Origin of the sequence: Variovorax sp. EBFNA2, from assembly GCF_033802765.1 — a bacterium.
GTDB lineage: Bacteria > Pseudomonadota > Gammaproteobacteria > Burkholderiales > Burkholderiaceae_C > Variovorax > Variovorax paradoxus_H.
On sequence record NZ_CP138497.1, the window covers coordinates 571251 to 586787 of the forward strand.

At 67.3% G+C, this 15537-nt stretch carries 14 protein-coding genes; 8 read left to right on the forward strand and 6 right to left on the reverse strand.

Features of this window, described 5'->3' with window-relative positions; genetic code table 11:
- The first annotated feature begins 53 nt into the window (after nucleotides 1–53).
- Together RZE79_RS33110 and RZE79_RS33115 are read left to right on the forward strand one after the other, a co-directional pair.
- The gene (locus tag RZE79_RS33110) at nucleotides 54–800 is read left to right on the forward strand and encodes a response regulator transcription factor (protein WP_319362386.1); all 747 of its coding nucleotides are present in this window, start codon (nucleotides 54–56) and stop codon (nucleotides 798–800) included.
- 4 nt (nucleotides 801–804) lie between these two features.
- Nucleotides 805–2901, forward strand: coding sequence for a PAS domain S-box protein (locus tag RZE79_RS33115; RefSeq protein WP_319361591.1), 2097 nt, complete (start codon nucleotides 805–807; stop codon nucleotides 2899–2901).
- Nucleotides 2902–2943: 42 nt separating this feature from the next.
- Here the strand turns inward: RZE79_RS33115 and RZE79_RS33120 are convergent, their stop codons facing one another.
- Entirely contained in the window at nucleotides 2944–4296 is a 1353-nt protein-coding gene (locus RZE79_RS33120; protein WP_319361593.1) for an MBL fold metallo-hydrolase, read from the reverse strand.
- Nucleotides 4297–4308: 12 nt separating this feature from the next.
- The gene (locus RZE79_RS33125) at nucleotides 4309–5109 is read right to left on the reverse strand and encodes a universal stress protein (protein ID WP_319361595.1); all 801 of its coding nucleotides are present in this window, start codon (nucleotides 5107–5109) and stop codon (nucleotides 4309–4311) included.
- A gap of 534 nt (nucleotides 5110–5643) precedes the next feature.
- Here RZE79_RS33125 and RZE79_RS33130 point away from each other — a divergent pair.
- A complete protein-coding gene (locus RZE79_RS33130; protein ID WP_319361597.1) occupies nucleotides 5644–5919 on the forward strand; it encodes a hypothetical protein in 276 nt (91 codons plus the stop codon).
- A 230-nt stretch (nucleotides 5920–6149) separates the two neighbouring features.
- On the opposite strand, the gene istB is transcribed toward RZE79_RS33130, so the two are convergent.
- The 4 genes from istB to RZE79_RS33150 form a co-directional block, all read right to left on the reverse strand.
- Complete coding sequence (gene istB / locus RZE79_RS33135) at nucleotides 6150–7046, reverse strand: IS21-like element helper ATPase IstB (protein WP_319361599.1); 897 nt, start codon at nucleotides 7044–7046, stop codon at nucleotides 6150–6152.
- Nucleotides 7039–8571 carry an IS21 family transposase gene (istA, locus tag RZE79_RS33140; protein ID WP_319361601.1) on the reverse strand — a complete coding sequence of 511 codons (1533 nt, stop codon included), beginning with the start codon at nucleotides 8569–8571 and terminating at the stop codon, nucleotides 7039–7041. The genes istB and istA overlap by 8 nt, the downstream gene beginning before the upstream one ends.
- A gap of 831 nt (nucleotides 8572–9402) precedes the next feature.
- A complete protein-coding gene (locus RZE79_RS33145) occupies nucleotides 9403–10317 on the reverse strand; it encodes a ParB/RepB/Spo0J family partition protein (RefSeq protein WP_319361603.1) in 915 nt (304 codons plus the stop codon).
- The gene (locus RZE79_RS33150; protein ID WP_319361605.1) at nucleotides 10314–11126 is read right to left on the reverse strand and encodes a ParA family protein; all 813 of its coding nucleotides are present in this window, start codon (nucleotides 11124–11126) and stop codon (nucleotides 10314–10316) included. The genes RZE79_RS33145 and RZE79_RS33150 overlap by 4 nt, the downstream gene beginning before the upstream one ends.
- 404 nt (nucleotides 11127–11530) lie before the next feature.
- On the opposite strand from RZE79_RS33150, the gene RZE79_RS33155 reads away from it, so the two are divergent.
- Genes RZE79_RS33155 through RZE79_RS33175 form a run of 5 tightly spaced genes read left to right on the forward strand, consistent with a single transcriptional unit; the run spans nucleotide 11531 to nucleotide 15521 of the window.
- Nucleotides 11531–11959: a hypothetical protein gene (locus RZE79_RS33155; protein WP_319361607.1), complete on the forward strand. Its 429-nt coding sequence runs from the start codon at nucleotides 11531–11533 to the stop codon at nucleotides 11957–11959.
- A 6-nt stretch (nucleotides 11960–11965) separates the two neighbouring features.
- Nucleotides 11966–12388 (forward strand): TrbC/VirB2 family protein, encoded by a 423-nt coding sequence (locus RZE79_RS33160; RefSeq protein WP_319361609.1) that lies wholly within the window; start codon nucleotides 11966–11968, stop codon nucleotides 12386–12388.
- 22 nt (nucleotides 12389–12410) lie between these two features.
- The gene (locus tag RZE79_RS33165; protein ID WP_319361611.1) at nucleotides 12411–12710 is read left to right on the forward strand and encodes a VirB3 family type IV secretion system protein; all 300 of its coding nucleotides are present in this window, start codon (nucleotides 12411–12413) and stop codon (nucleotides 12708–12710) included.
- The gene (gene virB11 / locus RZE79_RS33170; protein ID WP_319361613.1) at nucleotides 12641–13675 is read left to right on the forward strand and encodes a P-type DNA transfer ATPase VirB11; all 1035 of its coding nucleotides are present in this window, start codon (nucleotides 12641–12643) and stop codon (nucleotides 13673–13675) included. Before RZE79_RS33165 ends, virB11 begins: the two co-directional genes overlap by 70 nt.
- A complete protein-coding gene (locus RZE79_RS33175; RefSeq protein WP_319361615.1) occupies nucleotides 13641–15521 on the forward strand; it encodes a type IV secretory system conjugative DNA transfer family protein in 1881 nt (626 codons plus the stop codon). Before virB11 ends, RZE79_RS33175 begins: the two co-directional genes overlap by 35 nt.
- Nucleotides 15522–15537 lie beyond the last annotated feature (16 nt).

Consider the following 15537-nt stretch of genomic DNA (forward strand, 5'->3'; position numbering starts at 1 on the left):
CTTATGTGGCTTCAACGACGCCGTGGTGTTCGCGCCCCACACATGCTTTGCGAATGACATCCGCTTTTCACATTGCGGTCCTCGACGACGAACTCGACATCAGGCTGCTGCTGGCCAACTACCTTCAGAGCCACGGCTTTCGCGTGACCCAGCTGCACGACGGCGCCTCGCTCCTGAAGCTGATGGACAGCGACCCGGCCGACCTGGTCCTGCTCGACCTGGGCCTGCCTGGCGAGGACGGTTTCTCCATCGCCCGGCGCATGCGCGAAAACTGGCGCTGCGGCCTCGTCATCGTCACCGGCCGCGGAGATCCGGTCGACAAGGTCGTCGGCCTCGAGGTGGGCGCGGACGACTACGTGACCAAGCCGTTCGATTTGCGCGAACTCGTGGCGCGTGTCAAGGCCGTGCTCCGGCGCCTGGCGCCCGACGGGGCTTCCGCTGCACCGGCGGCCGCACCGTCATCGGCCGCAGCGAGCCCTTCCGAGCGGCTGCGCTTCGCCGGATGGCAACTCGATCTCGCCGCGCGCAGCCTGACCGATCCACTAGGCCAGAACGTTTCGCTCACTGGCGGTGAATTCGATCTGCTGTGCGCATTCGCGCGCCACCCGGGGCGCGTGCTGTCGCGCGACTTCCTCCTTGAGCAGACCCGCGGACGCGAAGCCGCGCCCTTCGACCGCACGATCGATGTGCAGGTCGGGCGGCTGCGCAAGAAAATCGAGACCGATCCCGACGATCCGCAGATCATCAAATCGGTGCGCGGCGCGGGCTATATCCTCGTTCCGCCGATCACCCAAGGCTGACTTCATGAACCCGCCTCCTTCCCTGCCCCTGAGCGCGTTGCCCGGACTGCCTTCGGGCACCGAAGAGAGCAGCGTCTTCCGGTCGCTCTTCATTTCCTACCCGGACTCGCTGCTGCTGGTCGACCAGGCCGGCAGCATCGTGCTGGCCAACCCTGCGGCCGCGGGCCTGCTTGGCTATGCGATCGACGAACTGGTGGGTCTCGGTGTCGATGCCCTCGTGCCCGACAGCATCCGTCCGCGCCATGCCGCCTACCGCGAAGCCTATGGGCGGGCGCCGCGCGCACGGCCCATGGGCACGCAGATGGAGCTCGTGGCCAAGCGCAAGGACGGCAGCGAGGTGATGGTGGAGATCGCGCTCAGTCCACTGCAAAGCCACGGCCTGCCGTTCGTCGTGGCCGCCATTCGCGACATCGGCGCCTACCCGCGCGTGAAGCAGGCGCTGCAGCGGGCGCGCTACAGCGAATACCTCGCCCAGCTCGGCCGCCTCGCGGTCGACACCCGCGACCTGCAAGTGGTGCTCGACCATGTGCCCACGATGGCCGCAGAAGCGCTGGAGGTTGAGGTGGCCATGGTGCTGCTGCTGGAAAGCAGCCGCCTCGAATTCCGCGTGGCGAGCGGCGTGGGCCTGGTGCCCGGCGAAGAAATCGGCGCGCGCATCCCGAGCCATGCGAACACGCCGCCGGGCTTCGTGTTCGCCGAGGGGCAGCCTGTGGTCGTTTCCGACTACAGCGAAGAGCGCCGCTTTGCCGTGCCGCAGGCCTATCTCGATGCTGGCCTGGTCAGTGCGCTGGCCGTGCCTTTCTACGACCGAGGCCGGTTCATCGGCGTGTTGGCCGTGCGCTCGCGCGAGGCCAAGCGCTTCGGCGACGAGGAGCTCAGGTTCCTCGAGTCACTCTCGAACCTGCTGGCCACCAGCCTGCAGCGGGTGCAAACCGAAGAGGCGCTCAATCATGCCCAGCGGCTCGAAAGCGTCGGCCAGCTCACGGGCGGCATTGCGCACGACTTCAACAACCTGCTCACGGTGATCCAGGGCAACCTGCAGGTGCTCGAAGAACTGCCCGCCATTGCGCAGGACGGCTATGCGCAGCAGCTGGTGGGGGCCGCGGCGCGGGCCTCGCGGCGCGGCGCCGAGCTCACGGGCAAACTGCTGGCGTTTTCGCGCCGGCAGATGCTGCAGCCCAATGCGGTAGACCCGCATGCCATGCTGCAATCCCTCGCCGACATGCTGCGGCGCACGCTGGACCAGCGCATCGGCATTGCGGTTGACACCACGCGGGGCAGCCCGCCGGTCCTTGCGGACCCGGGCCAGCTCGAATCGGCGTTGCTCAACATCGCCATCAACGCACGCGATGCCATGCCCGAGGGCGGTACGCTGCACTTCCGCACCGAAGCCTGCGGCGGGCTGCCGCCGGAAGTGCGCAATGAACTGAGCGACAGCGATGCCCAAGGCGGCTTCGTCGCCATTTCCATCACCGACAGCGGCATGGGAATGACGGAGGAAGTGAAGGAGCGCGCCTTCGAGCCCTTCTTCACCACCAAGGAGGCCGGCCGGGGCACCGGGTTGGGCCTGAGCACGGTCTACGGCTTCGTGAAACAGTCCAAGGGCGCTATTGCCATCGCGACGCGTCCGGGTGCAGGAACGACCGTGACACTGTACCTTCCGCAACTGTACGACGCGGCCCCTCCGGTCGCGGACGAAGAAGATGGCGAACACGCCATTCCTGCGGGGCTGCGGGTCATGCTCGTCGAGGACGAGCCCGAGGTGCGCAAGGTCGTTCACACATTCCTCACCACGCTCGGCTGCAGCGTGGTGACAGCGGGCACGGCCGAGCAAGCCCTTTTGAAGATGGAATCGGATGCGGACGGGTTCGACGTGCTGCTGAGCGACATTGCGCTCGGCCCGGGCATGCGCGGAACCCGGCTCGCCACCGAGGCGCAGCAACGTTTTCCCGGGCTTGCCATTCTCCTCATGTCGGGCTTTTCCTCGGAGCTGCTCGACGCGGACCGGGATGTACCGCAAAGCTGGGAGCTGCTTCGCAAGCCCTACTCGCGCGCCGAACTGGCGCGTGCCCTGGCCCGGGTGCTGGCAGCACGGCCCTAGCCGCAGCGAAAGGTCGTCCGCCGCGGCTGCGGCCGCCAGGTCTCACAGTTCCCGCGACTCGCGGTAATCGGGCACGGTGCAAGGCCAGCCGTAGCGCTCCTCGATCGCCAGTCGCAGCGCATCGGCTGCGACCGGCTCGCCATGCGTCACGAACACCCGGCGCGGCGACTTCTGCGGCGCCAGCCAGGCAAGCAGCTGCTCGCGGTCGGCGTGGGCGGACAGGGTTTCGAGGTTTGCCACTTCGGCGCGCACCGGCACGTAGGTGCCATGGATCTTCACCGAATCCGCGCCGGCCAGCAGCGTGGCCCCGCGTGTGCCCGCGGCCTGGAAGCCCGCGAACAGGATCGTGTTCCTCGCATCGGACGCATAGGCCTTCAGGTGATGCAGCACGCGGCCACCCGTCGCCATGCCGCTGGCCGACACGATGATCGACGGGTAGCTCAGCCTGTTCAGGCGCTTGGACTCTTCGATGGTGTTGACGATGATCGTGCGGCCGCTCATGTCCGCGCACTGCTCGGCGCTCATGCGGTGCTCGTCCAGGTGCGCCTTGTACAGGCGCGTGGCGTCCGCGGCCATCGGGCTGTTGAGGTACACCGGCATGTCCGGAATGCGCCCGTCGCGCTTGAGCATCTGGATGCAATGCAGCAGCGTTTGCGCCCGCCCCACGGCAAAGGCCGGCACCACCAGCACCCCGCCGCGCGCGGCCGTGCGGTTGATCACGCCGGCCAGCTCTGCGAGCGTGTCCGCCTCCAGGTGCAGGCGATTGCCATAGGTGGACTCCACCACCACGTAGTCCGCAGGGGCAGCCTCTTGCGGTGGCCTCATCACCAGGTCGTCGCTGCGGCCCAGGTCACCGGAGAAGAGGATGCTGCCTTCGTTCCACGCAACGCGCAGGCTGGCCGCGCCGAGGATGTGACCGGCGCGGCGCAGCCGCCATGACCAGCCGGGCCAAGGTGAGCATTCGTCATCGAACGAAATGCATTCGAACCGCTTCAGCGCGGCGCGTGCGTCCTGCTCGGTGTAGAGCGGCAGCGCCGGCTTGTGCTTCGAAAATCCGTGGCGGTTGGCGAAGTCGGTTTCTTCCTCCTGCAGGCGGCCCGAATCGGGAAGCAGCAGTTCGCACAACTCGCGCGTGGCCGCCGTGCAATACACCTTGCCGTTGAAGCCGAGCTTCACCAGGCGCGGCACGAAGCCGCTGTGGTCCATGTGGGCATGGGTGAGCAGCACGGCATCGATGGCAGAGGCATCGAAGGGCAGCGCGTCCCGGTTGCGCAGACGCAGCTGCTTCAGCCCCTGGAACAGCCCGCAGTCGACCAGCAGGCGCTTGCCCTCGTGAGTCAACAGGTACTTGGAACCGGTCACGGTGCCGGTGCCGCCGAGAAAATCGATGCGCATGGTGGCCCGCCTTCAATGCGACAGCAGCACAGGCAAGGTCATCGTCTCGAGAATGGTTCGAGTGGCGCCGCCCAGGATCCATTCGCGTGCGCGGCTGTGGCCGTAGCATCCCATCACAAGAAGGTCCGCCCCCAGGTCGGCAGCCATCGACAGCAGCTTGTTGCCGGCGTCGCCTTCTTCGCTGCTTTCCGCGTGCAGCGAGACTTCGGCAATGCCCTGCGCGGCGAGATACGGTTGCAGCTGTTTCAGGGAAGCCTCGGCATTTTCGCCATAGCTGGCGGCGTGCACGTGCGAGGCCGTGCGCAGCCAGGGCAGTGCGGCCGACACGGCGCGCGCGGCTTCGGGCGTTTCTTTCCACGCCACCAGCACGGTGCGGCCCACATGCTCCACCGGCCCGGTGTACGGCAGCACCAGCGCAGGACGCCCGCTTTCCACCAAGACGTTTGGCAGGAAGTCGCCAGGCAGCTCGAAGGCCATGGGGTCTTCCGGATTGCGCTGGCCCAGGATCATCAGATCGGCATACAGCGCATGGCGCGCAAATCCCCAGGGTGCGTCGCTTTCCGGTTCGGTCCAGTGCATGCGGAGCGAGCCCCCGGCGTGGGCCGCGAAGCTGGCGTACATCCGCTCGCGGGCGGCCTTGTCGCTCTCCCGCATGATCGCGATGGCTTCGGCCGCGCCGTCCAGCGCGAAGGGATAGCGCATGAGTGCCGACATGGTGCACGGCATGCCTGTCACCTGCGCATCGAACGCGTCGGCGAGGCGGCGGGCCAGCTCGATGCGCGGTGCGGTGCGGGCCGAGCCGTCGAGATGCAAGAGGATCGATTTCGGGGTCTGCATGAAAGCTCCTTCGGGAGATGATGAGTCGATGCGCAGACCTTAGGCCGCGCGATCGACTCAGGCCTTGCGCGACATCAAATCCGGCTGACCTCCCCCCTCGCGACGATGGATGGTGACCCAGGGCTGCGCCCCCGTCCGGAACCGCGGTCCGACAGAGGTCAGCTGGCGCGAAGACCGCCTGGATCGTTCGAGCCTGGCTGCGTCGTCGCACGTCAGGGTCCTTGGGCGCGCCCCCACTGCCGGGACCCTCTTGATCGGCTCCATGGGACTCCGGGTCCACAGGCGGATCAGGCGGGCCCCGTCCGTCCTGGATGTCCCTTCCGACAGATCCTTCGAGCGCCCACCAAGCATTGCGCCTGCATCGGGAGCGGCTGAGCAACTGGGTGCCGCGCCGGAGGCATCAGTCGCGACTTCGTCTGACTTCCAGGCGACCATTAATGTGAAAAAATCGCATTAATACAAAGTGCCGGCTTCCGATGGGTCAACGTCGGACCGGCATCGGAGAGCTGAATGCCGATCCTTCTTCTTTTGAGGTTGCAACGGGTGCAGTTGCCTGTCCGGGTCACCGATACCGAGGAAGTGCGGCAGGTTTCGATGCTCGTGGCCACCGGCTTGATCGAGGCTGAGTTCGAAGCCATCCGGACACAAGCCCGGCAGGCGGTCTGGCATGTGGCGATCGTGACTCGCATCACGGAAGAGGGAATGGCCGAACTCGCCGCAGTCAGCGACGTCCCCCGCTCCACGCAGACCTGCATCCGATTGCCCGGTGGATTGCGGGTGCTGTGATTCCCGTGCCTGGATGCGCGGAAGGGGACGGGCCGAGGGGAGGCCTCCGGAATTTCGACAGGTAGGGGGTGCGGACGAAAACTTGGACTACCTAGAGGTAGTTCATGTATTCCTACGAAGATCGGATTCGAGCCGTTGAGTGTTAGCGCCAGTGCAATCGAGATCAGCAGTGCCAGTCGAACATTGACCAGGGGCTGGAGCTGGTTCCGGTAGGAGCCAGCTGTGGATAACTATAGGTTGGATGCCTCGGTAGGTCCTCCTTTTCTTGAACCGGTTGTTGGTATTCCCGAGCCGTCAGGCGAGGCCCCTTCCTCCGCGACCTCGCTCACCTGAGCCGCAGTTGTCTTCCTGGTCTGCTCGCGCGTCTTGATGCGCCCCTTGGCTTCGTGCGTGCTGTGGCGGAAGCGGTAGGACTCGTTGCCCGTCTCGATGATGTGGCAGTGATGGGTCAAGCGATCCAGCAGCGCCGTGGTCATCTTGGCGTCGCCGAACACACTGGACCACTCGGCGAACGTCAGGTTGGTGGTGATCATCACGCTGGTGTGCTCGTACAGCTTGGACAGCAGGTGGAACAACAAGGCGCCACCGGCCTGGCTGAACGGCAGGTAACCCAACTCGTCGAGCACGACCAAGTCCATGCGCACCAGACTCATGGCGATGCGTCCGGCACGTCCCTGGCTCTTCTCATGCTCCAGGGCATTGACCAGATCGACCGTGGAGTAGAACCGCACTCGCTTGGCGTGCCGGGTGAGGCCGGCAATCCCCAGCGCCGTGGCCAGGTGGGTCTTGCCAGTGCCTGGGCCACCGACCAACACCACGTTCTGTGCATCCTGCGTGAACGACAGGTCCGCCAGTTTCTGGATCAACGCGCGGTCGACCTGCGAGACGGCGAAGTCGAACCCGGCCAGGTCGCGGTGCATGGGGAAGCGCGCCGACTTCATCTGGTGAGCAATGGAGCGCATCACCCGGTCAGCATCTTCGGCCTGCAGCAGGTGCTCCACCAGCCAGCGTGATGCGGCCAGGGTCGTATCGCCGCCTTGTTCCGTCAGATCGGCCCAGGCCGTGGCCATGCCGTTGAGCCGCAGCGCCTTCAGTTGGGCCTGCACATCGAGGGAGGTCTCACGCATGGCCTACCTCCTGTCCGTCCAGATGATCCTGGTGGGTGGGGCGCAGCCGGTCGTAGCGCGCGGTGTCGGCCTTGGGCGCCTGGGTGAGTCGCAGGGACGTCTGCGCCTGGTCCGGCGTGGCTGGGCTGTTCAAGCGGGCCAGCACGTTGCGCACGTGCTCAACGCTGATGCTGCCGCTGGGCGCTCTGCCTTCGAGCACCAGCTCGATGGCCACCAGCACCGCCTCCAGCCCGGCCTGCGGCACCACGGCCAGCACCTGTGCCATGACCCGGTCTCCTCCAGGGTGCCTGAGCAGCGACTGGCGCAAGCGCAGCAACGGCGCCGGCAGGTCCAGGAACGGCGTGCCGTTGCGCAAGGCGCCTGGTTTGCGCTGCACCAGCTCGATGTAGTGCTGCCAGTCGTAGCTGGTCTGGCCGCTGCCCGGCAGCCGGGCATGGCTGGCCACGACGGCGTCCGCGGCCGCCACATCGATTCGCTCTGGATAGACGCGGGTGCTGACGATGTGGCCGGCCCACTCGCACGGCACGGAGTAACGGTTGCGCGCGGCGGCCACCAGGCAGGTGCTGCTGACCCGGGCCAGCCGCTCGACGTAGCCGTCGAAGGGAGCAGGCATGGACATGAGGTGAGGCTTCTCCAACTCCCACATCTCGGCCACAGTGAACTGCCGGTGGATCGGGTGCGTGGTGTCGCTCCACACCGAACGACACCGCTCACTCAGCCAGGCATTGAGTTCGATGAACGAGCCGAAGCGCCGGGTTGCGGCTTCGATCCAGATGCGCCGGCGGCTGTCCTGCACGTTCTTCTCGACCACACCCTTCTCCCAGCCGGAAGCGACGTTGCAGAAGTCGGGGTCGAACAGGTAGTGGCTGCACATGGCAGCGAAGCGGGCGTTGACGGTGCGCTGCTTGCCGCGCTGCACCTTGTCCACGGCGGTGCGCATGTTGTCGTAGATGCCGCGCCGGGTGACGCCGCCGAGTGCCTGGAACGAGCGTGTGTGCGCGTCGAACAGCATCTCGTGCCCCTGGCTGGGGTAGGCCACCAGCCAGAAGGCGCGACTGGCGCACAGCTTCAGGTGCGCCACTTGCACGTTGTAGAACACGCCACCGACGACCATGGCTTCGACGCTCCAGTCGAACTGGAAGGCCTCGCCCAGCTCGAAGCTCATCGGAACGAACGCCTTGGCCGGACTGGCTGCCGACTCCACCCGCCAGCGCCGGATGTAGTCGGTGACGGCGCTGTAGCCGCCGCGGTAGCCCTGCGCCTGTATCTGGGCAAACAGGGCGCGACCACTGCGCCGTCCCTGCTTGGGGCGATGGCTGTCGGTTGTGAGCGCTTGATGCAGGGCCGGCTCGAACGCCGTGAGCTTGCCGTCGAGCTTCACCCGCTCGTACTTCGGCACAACATCGCCGGGCGCCTTGAGCCACTTCTTGACCGTGTTGCGCGACAGGCCTGTGCGCTTTGCGATCTCACTGAGAGAGAGTTGGTCGCGCAGCCTCATGCGCCTGACCTTGCCAATCATGTCCATGGTGATCACCTTGAATCCCTGCTGAAATTCTCAGCAGGTCAGTGGAACACCCTGGTCAATATTGGATTGGCACTTTGCGGTTTAGCTGGTCAAGATTGCATCGGCACTAACACTGCTGCGGTAGTCCGGTAGTTGCCCACCCGGCGAATGAGAGCAAAGGATCCCAGTAGGCTAGCTCTGCGTAACCACAATCCCTGCGCCGTACCCCGCGAGCCGATTGAAAGCCTCAGCCGCATGGGGCAATTTTTAAATGAAGTGCTATGGTGTTTGACGAATTGAACGGGGCGCCTCTGCTCTTGCCAAAAGCGTCAAATTATTAACGCCGTTAATTAATTAGTCTTCAACGCCTCCTCGGTAAGCGGTCGTATCCCGCTTTCTAGGCTATGACTCGGTCTTTAGTCCAATGCTGCCGCAACAGCTTCCCACAAAGCCCACCCTCCCCCAGATCGCTGAGATACTCGATCGGGCAAAAATATCGTTGAGGAGTGAGAAATGGTTGGGATTCATGTATCGGAAATAGCCAGCTGGCAGACCATGAGATTCGACGGTACTTTTTCTCGGCATCGCTGACAACCAGAAGCGAGAAATCGAGCTTTCATAGGCCTTGTGGAAGGAATTCGATCCCCTTCAGCCGCCAGGGCGCTGGATCTTGATGGCCCGTGCTCCACTGCATGGCTCGATGCCTGACGCGGGACATCGGTATGAGCGAACTCGCGGCGAATCGACAAAGTGGCCGAGGTTCGGTTGTCGGTTGCGGTGATGCGCATGAATCCTCGCGACGTGTCAGCGGCACGGGCGCGGGTCGGGCTGGTCGAGCGGGGCACCACGCGCCTAGGAGGACGATTCCTCCGTGGCCCAGCAAACAAGCCGAAGTTCCTCCAGCTTGATGAGGACACGGGAGCCATCTCCGAAGCGGACCTCTGCCATGTCGTTGTCACGGGCCTTGAGCCTGAGCGACCCACACCGGCCGAGATGTTCGACCACGAGGACTGTGCGGCCGCCGCTGTTCGTGGAGCGTTCCGCCACCGGCGCACGGGCTGGTGTGCTTGGCCGCGGCTGTCGGGCGGCGCCGCTCTCACGGATCGCATCCACCGCGCTGCGCGTGATCGGGCCTTCGCCTTCGAGCAGGGCTGCCGCCCTGTCCGGCTGCGTTCTCGCAACCAGCGCCAACTGGTAGAGCACCCGGAGATCGGCGCCGAGACGCCCTGCGTCGAAGGCTGACCGGACTGCCGCAGGCGCATCGATCAGCGCCGCCGCTTCGGAGATGAACGATCGGGGTTTGTTGAGCCGGCGCGCGATCTCGGCGCGGGAGTGCCCCTCCTTCTCGCGCTCGGCGATGAAGCGCGCCAGGTCAAAGGGGGACATGCCCTCCCGGTGCAGGTTCTCGGCCGCCTGGGCATAGGGATCGACGCGTTCATCGAGGAACGCGGGAATGGCGTTCAGGCCGGCGCGGCGGGCGGCCCGGACGCGCCGCTCTCCGCGGTTGACGATGTACCGGCCCTCGGCCTCGGTGGATCGGCGCAGCGACACCGGCTCGAGCACACCATGCGTGCGGATCGAGCCAGCCAGTTCGTCGAGGGTGGCCTCGTCCACGGTGCTGCGCGGCTGCATCGGATCGAAGTCGATCAGCGGCAGCGGCACCTGCATCGGGGCACCTTCCTCCATGTGCAACGGGGCCCCTTCGAGGAGCGCACTGGCCTTGAACTGGGACAGCACGCTGAGGTCAAGGTTCTCGTGCGCGCTCACGGCAGGTCCTTCCGGGCGGCCTGCGGGCCTGCTGGTGCTACGCCGGTCATTGTGGGCACCCGATCGATCCGCTGCTTGATCAAGTCGAACATCGTCAGCAGTTCGGCACTTGCCTCCCGCGCCGAGCTCTTGGCGAGTTGCCAGACCGGAATGCCGGCGGCCAAGCCCTCGGGGATCGCCGAGCGCATCGAGATCTTCGCCGGCAGGACGAATTCGCTGTAATGCGCGACCAGCTCCTGCAGCGCCGCCTTCTGGCGCGCGGAATGGGCGTTGAAGCGGTTGGCCACGATGCCCGCGAGCCGCAGGCGCGGGTTGTAGCGCCGCTGGATGCCGAAGACCGTCTTCAACATGTCGGCGACGCCGTCGATGCTGTACTCCTCCAGTTCGATCGGACACACCACGCCGTCGGCGGCGATCAGCGCCGCGCTCATGCGCAGGCCCAAGGCCGGCGGGGTATCGATCACCACCCAGTCGAATGCCTGGTCGAGCTGGGCGATCTGCCGACGGAACACCGGGATCACGACCTCGGGTCGCGCCAGCTCCAAGTCGACCAGCGACTTGCTGCCGCCCAGCAGCGTGATGCCAGCGCCGGCTGCGGGTGGCCATTGCAGCGGCTGTTCGGAGAACAGCGCGCGCGCCTCGATGCTGCAGGCGAACCGCGCGAGCGACTTCGAGCAGTTGCACTGGGCGTCGAGATCGACCACGCACATCCGCGCGCCGTGCCTGTCCGCGAGCCAATGCGCGAACAGCACGCTCAAGGTCGATTTGCCGACACCGCCCTTCTGGTTGCTGAAGACGAGTACCCCCATCCAAGACCTCCGTTCGAGCGAGCCAAGAAGAGGCTCATGCGGCGATATACGTGTGCCCCGTGTGTTGAACCACTGTCATCTTTGACAGTGGCATGGTCGAACGGCCGTCCTAACAATGCCGCGCATCCAAGCGTCGAAGACAGCCCTCGCGCGTTTCCCTTGAGGCGTCGGCCGCGACCCGTCGTTCCTTCGGTCCCACGCGCGTCTTCGTTCAGACATCGCTACCGTGGCCAGGGCTCGCCATGGATCACATCGGATCGACTGGAGCGTTCGTCATGCACGTTCGGGAACGGCCATCCACAGACAGGGTGCTGAAGAACTGGCAGCGGTGGCCCATGGCTGTGTGCCTAGGTTCGGCCCTCGCCGTTTCGGCCGATCCCCTCGGTGCCCGTCCAGCAGCGACGGTGATCGCCCCGGCCGTGCAAGCCGCGCGCGACGACGAACGACTGCGCATCCTGCGCGAAGAGCTCCAGCGCACCGAGGCGCTGGCCGCGCAGTTCGCGCAGCGCAAGGCCGAACGGCTCGCCGCCGCCGATGCGGCGGGCGCGGACGAAGCACAGGCGCAGCGCACGCGCGCCCTGCAGGACATCGCCAGCCTCGAACGCGAGATCGCCGGCTTGCGCCCGGCGGCAGGCGCCTCGAAGCGCCCGCCTTCCGCCGCATCCGCCCAACCGGCGAGCACGCGCCCTCCTGTTCACAGCCCGCCTTCAGCGCCGTGGTGGGATGTCTATGGCCGCACGAGGCGCGGCGACGCGCCCGCGCCGGTGTCCTATGCATCGCCGTCCGGCGGCGCCGCCGACGCAGCCCCAAGTTCCACCTACCGCATGGAGTAGTCCTGTATGCCCGTCCTGTTTCTGCGCCCTCTTTCGGACAACGCCACGCCCCGCCGCTCCGTGCGGCTTCGTCGATCCGAATGCCACGCCGAGCCCGCTCGGCCCGCGCATGTAGCCCGTCTTTCGTCCGCGGAAAACCTGGCGCCGGTTTGCGGTGGCGCCCGCCTGAGGTGGCTGGTCGCGCTCGCGTGCCTCGTGCCCGGGCTGGCGCTCGCGGGCAGCCCGTTCGCGACGGGCGCGAACGCCACTCAGACGCAACTGGTCGCGATCCTGACGCCGCTGGCTGCCGTCGCGGTGATGGTGTCGGGAGTCATGGCCTGGTTCGGGCGTGTCAGCTGGTGGTGGATGGTGGGCGTGGTGCTCGGCACCGTGCTCGTCTTCGGTGGTCCGCAGATCGTCTCCTGGATCCGCGGCATGTTCGGGGTCTGATGCCCCAGGTCGCGAGGCTGCCATGGACCGCAACACCGGGCTTGTCGCGGACGCGCTCTTCGTCGGCATGACTCGGCCGTCGATGGTCTGGGGCGTGACCTACTCGGCCATGATGTTCAACGTCGTCGTGACGACGGAATCGTTCATCGTGACGAAGAATCTCGCGTGGCTGCTGGCCTTCGTGCCGATGCACGGGCTTCCGCACCGTCTATGGACTCCGAAGCGACACCGCCCATCCCTGAGGCGCGGGCTGTGTCCGAGCCGTCGTCGCTGGCCCTTTTCCTCGGGCCGCTCGCGCCGCTGCTGGACGACCCCGAGGTGACGGAGATCTGCATCAACCAGCCCGGCAGCGCCTTCGTCGAGCGTTCGTCGGGCTGGAGCCGCGCGGCGCTGCCGTTCGCGACCTTCGACTGGTGCCTGTCGATCGCGAAGCTGGTGGCGAACCACACGCGCCAGCGCATCTCGGCGCACGAGCCGCTGCTGTCGGCCACGCTGCCCGGCGGCGAGCGCATCCAGATCGTGCTGCCGCCCGCGACCGAGGAGCGCACGGTCTCGATCACGATCCGCCGGCCGTCGGGCGTGCTGTGGACGCTCGACGAGCTGGAGGCGATGGGCGTGTTCGAGCCGGCGCGGGGCGTGCCGCCGGCGCGCGGCCGGGAGGCCGCCGGGGCGCTGTCGGCGGCGGACCGCGAGCTCGCGGAGCTGCTGGCCGCTCGGCAGTTCGTGCCGTTCCTGCGCCGCGCGGTGCAGCTGCGCCGCAACATCCTGCTGTCGGGCGCCACGGGTTCGGGCAAGACGACGGTGAGCAAGGCGCTGATCCTCGAGGTGCCGGCCGAGGACCGGCTGGTGACGATCGAGGATGTGAAGGAGCTGTCGCTGCGCAACCAGCCCAACCATGTGCGGCTCTTCTACTCGCAGGGCGGGCAGGGGCAGGCCGCGGTCACGCCGGGGCAGCTGCTGGCCGGCGCGAAGCGGCAGCGGCCGGACCGCATCTTCGTGTCCGAGCTGCGCACCGGCGAGGAGGTGTACGACTACCTGGTGTCGGTGAACACGGGGCATCCGGGCTCGATCACGAGCGTGCATGCCGACAGCGCGCAGATGGCCTTCGTCGCGCTGGCGCAGCTCATGCGGCGCAGCGACGCGGGCCGCGGCATGACGACGCGCGAGGGCGTGGAGCTCGCGCAGCTGAGCGTGGACGTGGTGGTGCAGTGCGCGCGCGAGCGGCAGCGCCGCGTGGTGCGGGAGATCTGGCATGACCCTGGCGCCAAGCGCGGCGGACTCGCCTAGCCCGCTCAAGGTGGCGGCGGCGCTGCTGCTCGCGGCGGGCGTGGGCCTGTACCTGGCGGGCTACGTGTTCCTGCTCGCGATGAAGCTGCCGCCGAGAGAGGCCACGCCGCTCACGACCTACCGGTACTGGCAGGCGCACGGCGACCGCCCGGAGGTGCGGCGCGCGCTGCTCGCGGCGCTCGCGGGCGCCGAGGGGCTGGTGCTCGGGCTCGCGGCGTGCGCGATGCTGCCGCGGCGAAGGCCGCTGCACGGGGAGGCGCGCTTCGCCACGCGGCGCGAGATTGCGCGGGCCGCGCTGCTCGGCGAGCACGGCATCATCCTCGGGCGCCTGGGCGGGCGCTACCTGATGCTGCCCGGCCAGCAGGGCGTCGAACTGGAGGCGCCGCCGCGCAGCGGCAAGGGGGTGGGCGTGGTGATCCCGAATCTGCTGAACTGGCCCGGCTCGACGATCGTCAGCGACGTCAAGGGCGAGAACTTCCTGCGCACCGCGGGCTACCGCCGGGCCCACGGGCAGGAGGTGCACCTGTTCGATCCGTTGTCCGAGCGCGGGCGCTCGGCGCGGTGGAATCCGCTCGGCTATGTCTCGACGGTGCCCTACCGCTGCATCGACGACCTGCAGCGCATCGCGGGCATGCTGTTCCCGGATCCGCAGGCGGGCGATCCGTTCTGGACCTCGTCGGCGCGCTCGCTGTTCCTGGGCATCGCGCTCTACCTGTTCGAGACCGAGGGCGCGACCCGCACGCTCGGCGAGGTGCTGCGCCAGGGCATGGCCAGCGACGACGAGGGCTTCCAGAAGCACTGGCGGCGCGTGATCGACGCCTGCGAGCGCGCGGGCTACCCGCTGTCGCAGGAGGCGGTGCAGAGCCTCTACGACGTGATCGACCTGGCGCCCACGACCGCCTCGAGCATTCGCAAGACCTTCACGAGCCGGCTGGACCTCTGGCTCAATCCGATGATCGACGCGGCGACCTCGGCCAACGACTTCGACCTGCGCGCGCTGCGCGAGCGGCCGATCTCGATCTATGTGCAGATCAACCCGGACAACATCGCCCGGCTGCAGCCGCTGCTCAATCTCTTCTTCCAGCAGGCGATCGGCCTGCAGACCCGGGAGCTGCCCGAGAACAACCCGGCGCTGCGGCACCAGCTGCTGCTGATGCTCGACGAGTTCCCGGCGCTCGGGCGCATCCCGGTCATCGCCGAGTCGACCGCGTTCCTGCCGGGCTACAACGTGCGCACGGTGATCATCGTGCAGTCGAACTCGCAGCTCGTCGAGAAATACGGCGTCGAGGGCGCCAAGTCGATCCGCAAGATGCTGGCCGCGCGGATCGTGTTTCCGCCGAAGGAGTTCGAGGATGCGGAGGCGGTCTCGCGCGAGCTCGGCACGTACACGGTCCGCCAGCGCAGCCTCAGCCGGCCGCTGTGGGGCGGCGCGGGCCGGCCGCCCACGGTGAGCATCAGCGAGCAGCCACGGCGGCTGCTGCTGCCCCAGGAGGTCAAGGAGCTCGGCGCCGAGCGCATGCTCCTGTTCTACGAGGGCCTGCGCCCGGTGCTCGCGCGGCGCATCCGTTATTTCAGCGACAGGCGGTTTTCGCGGCGCGAGCGCCCGCCGCCGCAGGTGCCGCGGCTCGAGCTCGCCCGCGCGCCGGCTGCACGTGCGGGCGGCGCCGCTGCGGCCGCGGTGCCGGTGGCGGCCTCGGGGACGGCGGTCGAGCCGGACCGCGCCCAGGCGCTCGATCTGGACGACTTCTCGCTGGACTTCGGCGATGTCGAGATTCCCCGGGGTCCGATGACGGACGCCGAGGTCCAGGCCGCGGCCGCGCATTTTCTTGCGCAGCTGATCGACTGATCCGCACAGGGAGGCA

What these genes read in the sequence shown, in the direction of transcription:
- RZE79_RS33110 (WP_319362386.1), top strand. Translation starts at nt 54, where the DNA reads ATGACATCCGCTTTTCACATTGCGGTCCTCGACGACGAACTCGACATC.
- RZE79_RS33115 (WP_319361591.1), top strand. Translation starts at nt 805, where the DNA reads ATGAACCCGCCTCCTTCCCTGCCCCTGAGCGCGTTGCCCGGACTGCCT.
- RZE79_RS33120 (WP_319361593.1), bottom strand. Translation starts at nt 4,296, where the DNA reads ATGCGCATCGATTTTCTCGGCGGCACCGGCACCGTGACCGGTTCCAAG.
- RZE79_RS33130 (WP_319361597.1), top strand. Translation starts at nt 5,644, where the DNA reads ATGCCGATCCTTCTTCTTTTGAGGTTGCAACGGGTGCAGTTGCCTGTC.
- istB (WP_319361599.1), bottom strand. Translation starts at nt 7,046, where the DNA reads ATGCGTGAGACCTCCCTCGATGTGCAGGCCCAACTGAAGGCGCTGCGG.
- istA (WP_319361601.1), bottom strand. Translation starts at nt 8,571, where the DNA reads ATGGACATGATTGGCAAGGTCAGGCGCATGAGGCTGCGCGACCAACTC.
- RZE79_RS33150 (WP_319361605.1), bottom strand. Translation starts at nt 11,126, where the DNA reads ATGGGGGTACTCGTCTTCAGCAACCAGAAGGGCGGTGTCGGCAAATCG.
- RZE79_RS33160 (WP_319361609.1), top strand. Translation starts at nt 11,966, where the DNA reads ATGCCCGTCCTGTTTCTGCGCCCTCTTTCGGACAACGCCACGCCCCGC.
- RZE79_RS33165 (WP_319361611.1), top strand. Translation starts at nt 12,411, where the DNA reads ATGGACCGCAACACCGGGCTTGTCGCGGACGCGCTCTTCGTCGGCATG.
- RZE79_RS33175 (WP_319361615.1), top strand. Translation starts at nt 13,641, where the DNA reads ATGACCCTGGCGCCAAGCGCGGCGGACTCGCCTAGCCCGCTCAAGGTG.